We start from the raw sequence: 6,220 nt of genomic DNA on the forward strand, positions 1-6,220 counted from the left end.
GGCCTCGCGGTGAACGACAATCTGCGCTCGACGGCGCTCGGGCTCGAGAGGGGCGGGATGGCCGCTGGTCTCGATCGCCCGCACCGGTTGGTGCAGTACCTTGCCCAGCTCGCGCACGAGAGCGGCCGCTGGCGCTATGACCGCGAGGTCTGGGGGCCGACGGCGGCGCAGACGCGCTATGAGACCCGCACCGATCTCGGCAACACGGCAGCGGTCGATGGTGACGGCTTCCTCTTCCGTGGGCGGACGGGCATGCAGATCACGGGCCGCACCAACTATGCGCGCTACACAGCCTGGGTGCGCGAGGTGCATGGTGCCGATGTCGATTTCGTCGCAAACCCCGACCTGGTGAACACCGATCCCTGGGAAGGACTCGGGCCGATCTGGTTCTGGGACGAGGGCTCCGGTGAGAGCCTCAACCGCTTCGCCGATGCCGGCAACACCGAGATGATCTCCCGGCGGATCAATGGCGGCACCAACGGCCTCGCAGATCGGCTCGATCTCTACGTGCAGGCCGGGCTCGCCTTCCTGGGCCACGGCAGCGTGCGGGCGTTTCAGGGGGCGGCGGGCATCAAGGTCGATGGCGATCCCGGCCCGCAGACGCGCAGGGCGCTTCATGGGGAGCTGCTCTCCCAGCCGTCGGTCGCCTTTGGTGAGGCGCCGACTGTGGTACTGGATCAAGACTATGAGCATGTCCGTAACGCGCTCGCTGACATCCGGAAGAGGGCCGACGAAGCACTGGCCTTATAAACGCGGCCTTTTCGCGATCACCTACATGAACATTCCCACCGAGATCACAAAAATGGTGGCAAAGCTGAACACCCAGATCTGAGGCAATTGCCAAGACGGCTTGTCTTCACTGCAATAGCCGCAGGATCGGCCGCCGAGTCTCATTCGGTGACCGCACTCGCGACATTTGAATGGCCTAAAAGACAATACTTCATTCCCCCCCCCCCCATAGGATTCTTGGCTTCGCTCATGGCGAAGTGACTAATCATTGAGCAAAAAAATCTACGGGATAAGAAAACTGGCAGTGCTGCCGGATTGCGAAAATATTCAATTAGGAATTCGAAGCAATGGCTAGGAATAATTTTAATCACCTTTCTGTGTGAACTTTGAGAATCGTCAGAGATTCCAAGAGCTTCCTATTTCGGAACATCGCCGGTCTAATCGCACCCTCCCAACTTTCGGTGCGCGTTTTCTGTCGAAGCAGGCCGCATACGTCTTCTCCCATCTCACCCACATCCTCGCCGGGCAGACCGTGGATCTGCTCGACCTCAACTTCTGAAAGGAACACGGCCATGAACTACCTTCTCGACATCCTCGGCTCGGACGAGGTGAAGTCCGCGCTCGTCACACTCTTCGTCATGGTGTTGACCGCCGTGACTGCGTGGTTGGGGCGCTGGCTCTCCCGCTGGTTCTCCGCCGGAGAGCTTGTCGGGGCGCGCGAGATCCTCGCCGAGGCAATGCCGCGGGCGCTCGCCTATGCTGAAAAAGTAGACTGCGGTGAAAGTTCGGTGATCACCTACCTGAAGCGCACGATCCCTGAGGCTCTGGCGACGCTGAAGGTGACAGACGACGCGCTCTATGCCCGCGCGCAGGCGGAGAAAGCCGCGCGCTTGCCGGCGCCGTGACGGGCTGACGCGCACCGATCGGCACAACATGTAGAGGGCTCGTGCTTCATCCCAAGCGCGGGCCCTTTTTCGGCGGCGCTTGGCCCTCCTCGGTGCGTTGATGAGACGGGGTGCGCCCGAAGGTTGAGCTTTCTTCGGTGCATACCCGACGTGGTGTCAGGTTGACCTTTTTCCGATTGCGATTGGAATCCGGTCGGTGGTTGCGCCAGTCGTCAGACTAACCTGCGGGATCAGCGAGAGCGCGGGAAGGCTATCTCGACGCTGAGTCCACCGACGCCGCTGACCGTCATGTGGCCGAGGTTGCTCGACACAGTGCTGCGGATCATCCGCCAACCGAGCGACCCCGAGCGTTCCGGTTTCTCACCCTCGCGCAGACCGATCCCGTCATCGCTGAAGCGATAGATGATCGAATCCCCCTCCGTCATCAGGCTCAGAGTTATGCACCCTTCGCTCCGGCCGCGGAATGCGTGCTTGAAGGCATTGGTGACGAGCTCGCCCGTGACCAACCCCAGATCCACAGCAAGCCCTGCGGGGATCGGTGTGTCATCGCTCTCCACCTCGACGACCGCCCGAAGATCCGCGCGGTTGAAAGTCTCCGCCAACGCGGCAATCTGCTGAAGGTAGGCGCGAGGCGCGACCGCCTCTCCTCCACCCAATTGCAGGAGCTTGTGGGTGCGCGCCATGGTTTCCACCCGGATACCGAGCGAGGCGAGCACGTCGCGCGTTTCCTGGCTCTGCGCGCGCCGCTGCTCCAAACGGATCAGCGAACCGATCAGGGTTAGGTTGTTGCCCGTTCGGTGATGAACCTCGCCGATGGTTAACTCCCGCGCGCTCAGATCCGTCTCGAGCTGTCGGATGCGCCGGTCGGCATTGCTCTCGCGCATCAGGATTTCGTCGCATCGATTGCCCGCTTCCGCGGCGACGCGTGACAGATCGGTGGTCTCGATCGGCGCTTCGAAATCAGCGTGGATGCGCGTGCCGGTCGTGGCCGTATCCACATGGAACTGGTCGGCCATGCGCTTCACTCCGGCAAGCCCGAGCCCCATGCCTTCGCTGCGCCTTCCCGCGCCGCGGCCCGACAGGGCCCCGTCGAGATCCGCGATGCCCGGTCCCTGATCTGCGAAGGCCAACCGAAGCATGACCGTACCGCCGCGGGGCTCGTGCAGGCTGAGCCGCGCAAAGCCCCCGCCCCCGTGTTCGATGACGTTGCGCGCAAGCTCCAGAGTGCAGGTAACGATGCGCGTGGCGTGAAACGTCTTGAACCCAATCACCGCCGCAACTGCAGTGGCGATCTGCTGCACGACCTTCACGTCATCGGAAGCTGTAAGAGACATCGAGGTAATCGTGTGGGCCATTATCCTCTCCGAGGGGGGCGCTCGCGGCCGGTCCCGGTCAACTCTCGGGCATCCAGCGGGCGACCGCCACAGATACGTCGTCGCGCCGGTGCCGCTCACGATCTGACAACATTATCGCCGCGATCATCAAGGCGCTGCGTCGCTCGTTGCCCAGAACGACCTCAGGCGCGACCGTTCGCAGCCCGTCGCTGTGCAACACGAAGATGTCGCCAGGTTCCAGATCGAGCTGCTCTTCCATCGGGCGGGCGTTAGGGCTGCCAACGAAGCCGTCGCGCGAGACCATGCGCCGCTGCTCTCCGCCGCGCACATAAAAGCCGCTTATGTTGCCGAGATTGCCATAGGAGACCATCCGCGCCCCCGGCGCGAAATCGAGGATGGAGATCACGCCACCGCGGGTGCGGGTCATATCCTCCACGAGGTCGAAGAGCCGTTGCTTCGGCGTCTGGCCCGGGTGCGCGAGGGCCAGCTCGATCATGGCCTGGCTGGCTTTGGAGGCGGCCTTTCCATGCCCCATGCCGTCCGCCAGCACCAGCCGGGCGCCGCCGCGCTGCGCCACGGTGCCCCAGTCGTCACCGCAGGACTGCTCCGTGGGATAGGCGATGCGGAGACCGGCGATGTCGAGTTCCTGCGGGCGCCTCACGTCAGGGCTGTCGAAAGCGCAGGCCCAGATCGTGCCAGACGGGCCGGTCAGAACCTCGGCCCGGTCCGACAGGCGCTCTATCGCACCGATTCCGATGCCCGCGCCGGCACCGCCACTGACCCAGTCCTTCCGCATCTGGTCGAGATTCTCGATGCCCGGGCCTTGATCGAAGGCGATCAGCGCGAGGGAGGTGCCCTCCGGCTGGGGCATCGCCTGCGCCAGGATTGAGCCGGTGTGCGCGTATTTCAGGATGTTCGTCGCCAGCTCCGTCGCGACGATGGCGATCTCCTCGGCGCGGTCATGTCCGAGGCCGGCCTGAAGGGCCTCGGCGCGCGCCTGCTGGCGTGCGGCTGCGACATCTGCACGCGCAGCGATGGTGAGGCATTCCAGCATGACGCGGATCTTTCTTTTTACAAGGCGGTGTCAGGCGCGCCCGGCTAACCTTGCTTGCGTCCCCATCCCGGGTTCGGAGATGATATCGAACGCATCGGCCAGGCGCTTCGCGCCGCCGAGCCCGCGCCCGAGGCCACGGCCCGAGGTGTAGCCGTCTCTCATAGCAAGCGCCATATCAGCAATCCCAGGGCCTTGGTCGATGCAGTCGACCCAGACCATGCGGTCGTCATCGTCGCAATGGATGATGGCGACCGCACCTCCGCCATAAATCAGGCCGTTGCGAAAGATCTCGCTCACGGCCGTTACGAGGCGGGTCTTGCGAATGACCTTTGCCCCGAGCGCATCCATCGCGCGCCCGACAGCCTGCCTAGCCCTGAAGATGTCGGGTTCCGCCTCGATCTCATGCCGCTCGAACAATGTGCCGGGCAGCGTGGGCAGGCGTCTCACCGAGCCGCCCGGAGTCGGGTAACCGCGTGCTGCAGGTTGCGCGCCGTCTTGACCGAGGGGAGGGTCATTCCAAGCTCGACCAGCGTCATCGCCACTGCTGGACGCATGCCGACAAGGTAGGTCGGTGCGTCGAGCAGAATGCCGATGCCGGCGAGCTGCGCGATGATCCGGCCCACAAACGTGTCCACGATTTCGAGGGCAGATATGTCGATCACGATGCCCTGCGCGTCGTTGGCATGAACCTCTTCCGCCAGACGGTCCTGCAAGGCGACGATATCGCTGTCGTTAATGTCCTCGTCGATCGCCACGAGCATGATCTCGTCGACCATGAAGAGGCCAGCTGCCTGTGCCATCTTCGTCGCCCCTATTTGGCCGTCCGGATGACGACGTCAGTTTCAATCGTGCGGAAGGCATCGGCCAGCGCCATGCGCAGCGAGCTGCGCGTGCGAACCTCTCCCGTATCGACGCCGAGCTGAACCATGGTCTGTGCGATGCGGGGGCTGATGCCACTGATGATCGCCTCAGCGCCCATGAGGCGCACGGCGGCGGCGGTGCGGATCAGATGCTGCGCGACCTGCGTGTCGACCGTCGAGACGCCGGTGATGTCGATAATGACGATATCCGCCTTCTTATCGACGATGGCCGAGAGCGTGTTCTCCATGACCTCCTGCGCGCGCATGGAATCGAGCGTGCCGACCAGCGGCACGGCGATGATGCGGTCCCAAAGCTCTACGACGGGGGAGGCCAGCTCCATCATCTCGTCCTGCTGACGCTTGATGACCTTGTCCCGCTCTGTGATGCACAGCTCGGTCGTGTAGAGGGCAACCGAGTCGATCAGACGCGTGAACTGGTTGATGGCCTCGATCAACACGAGGCCGTTATCTCCGTCGACAGTCGCGTTGAGGCGCTCGAAGAGCGGATATTTCAGCGCGAGGACGAACGCCGCCATCTCTGCTGTCGAAACTCCGCGCTTCGTGCGCTCACGGGTGACCTCGGCCAGCGAGGCCCGAAGATCATCCCAGCATTCAGCTTCGGGGTCGAGATAGTCGGCCTCGAGGCTGGCGCTGATCCCCTTGGTCAGCGCGTCGAAAAGCATTTCGATCTGCGTCCGGGCTTCGCGTTCGGAAAAGAGATCCCTGCGGATCAGGCCTTCTTCTGCCTGGGAGGAGCCCCAGGCCCGGAGCAGGGACGCCCGCTCTTTGTCGAGGATGTCGTGGATATAGCGAACAGGCATGGTTCGGAGCCTCGATAGATAGAGAGAACAGGTGGACGCATCGAATTATCATTGGCACCAGGCGAACCACAACCCGCAGGTTGAGCACACCCAAGTCGACCAGGCGATAGGTGCATTTGGCAAGATCTTGCGCCGAGCTTTGGGACCCTCGTCGGTTTGGCGGCCCGAATGTCTAGATGGACCGGCAGCACCCATCGGCCCAAAAGACCGACTTCAGGAATGGGCCAAGCGCGACGCTATCGCAACGGATGACAGACGACGGGCCTGCTGGGCCGCTGCATGACCGCTTCGAGCCCAGATCGACCACGTTGATTTCGGGTGCGTTCGCCGTTGCAGCATGGGCGCGCCCGTCGCGACCGGCCCAGAGCAGACATTCGAGCACTGCGCCGCGAATGTCAGCTCCGAGCCCAACTTGACCAATGCTGCGCACTGCATGAAGGTTCGCTCAGTCGCCGGTCAGCTCACGGCAGCCACGGATAGCGTTGGAACAACGACAACTTGCTGTAAGATGCGTTTA

General features: G+C 63.2%; 8 protein-coding genes. 2 read left to right on the forward strand and 6 right to left on the reverse strand.

The window, feature by feature from the left end; translation table 11 throughout:
• Nucleotides 1-750 (forward strand): peptidoglycan-binding protein (locus tag ACXN5S_RS19570; RefSeq protein ID WP_458607175.1); only part of this gene is annotated, 750 nt, incomplete at its 5' end.
• A gap of 346 nt (nucleotides 751-1,096) precedes the next feature.
• Here the strand turns inward: ACXN5S_RS19570 and ACXN5S_RS19575 are convergent.
• Complete coding sequence (locus tag ACXN5S_RS19575; RefSeq protein ID WP_458607176.1) at nucleotides 1,097-1,303, reverse strand: hypothetical protein; 207 nt, start codon at nucleotides 1,301-1,303, stop codon at nucleotides 1,097-1,099.
• Between ACXN5S_RS19575 and ACXN5S_RS19580 the strand changes: the two genes are divergently transcribed.
• Entirely contained in the window at nucleotides 1,302-1,634 is a 333-nt protein-coding gene (locus ACXN5S_RS19580) for a hypothetical protein (RefSeq protein ID WP_458607177.1), read from the forward strand. The two genes, ACXN5S_RS19575 and ACXN5S_RS19580, sit on opposite strands and share 2 nt — an antisense overlap.
• A gap of 230 nt (nucleotides 1,635-1,864) precedes the next feature.
• Here ACXN5S_RS19580 and ACXN5S_RS19585 read toward each other — a convergent pair whose 3' ends face one another.
• Genes ACXN5S_RS19585 through ACXN5S_RS19605 form a run of 5 tightly spaced genes read right to left on the reverse strand, consistent with a single transcriptional unit; the run spans nucleotide 1,865 to nucleotide 5,703 of the window.
• On the reverse strand, nucleotides 1,865-2,989 hold the full coding sequence (locus ACXN5S_RS19585; RefSeq protein ID WP_458607178.1) for a sensor histidine kinase: 1,125 nt from the start codon (nucleotides 2,987-2,989) through the stop codon (nucleotides 1,865-1,867).
• A 37-nt stretch (nucleotides 2,990-3,026) separates the two neighbouring features.
• Complete coding sequence (locus tag ACXN5S_RS19590; protein ID WP_458607179.1) at nucleotides 3,027-4,022, reverse strand: SpoIIE family protein phosphatase; 996 nt, start codon at nucleotides 4,020-4,022, stop codon at nucleotides 3,027-3,029.
• A 30-nt stretch (nucleotides 4,023-4,052) separates the two neighbouring features.
• The gene (locus tag ACXN5S_RS19595) at nucleotides 4,053-4,469 is read right to left on the reverse strand and encodes an ATP-binding protein (RefSeq protein ID WP_458607180.1); all 417 of its coding nucleotides are present in this window, start codon (nucleotides 4,467-4,469) and stop codon (nucleotides 4,053-4,055) included.
• A complete protein-coding gene (locus ACXN5S_RS19600) occupies nucleotides 4,466-4,798 on the reverse strand; it encodes an STAS domain-containing protein (RefSeq protein ID WP_458607181.1) in 333 nt (110 codons plus the stop codon). The genes ACXN5S_RS19595 and ACXN5S_RS19600 overlap by 4 nt, the downstream gene beginning before the upstream one ends.
• 35 nt (nucleotides 4,799-4,833) lie before the next feature.
• On the reverse strand, nucleotides 4,834-5,703 hold the full coding sequence (locus ACXN5S_RS19605) for an STAS domain-containing protein (protein WP_458607182.1): 870 nt from the start codon (nucleotides 5,701-5,703) through the stop codon (nucleotides 4,834-4,836).
• Nucleotides 5,704-6,220: the final 517 nt, after the last annotated feature.

The organism is Pseudoroseicyclus sp. H15 (genome assembly GCF_054353345.1).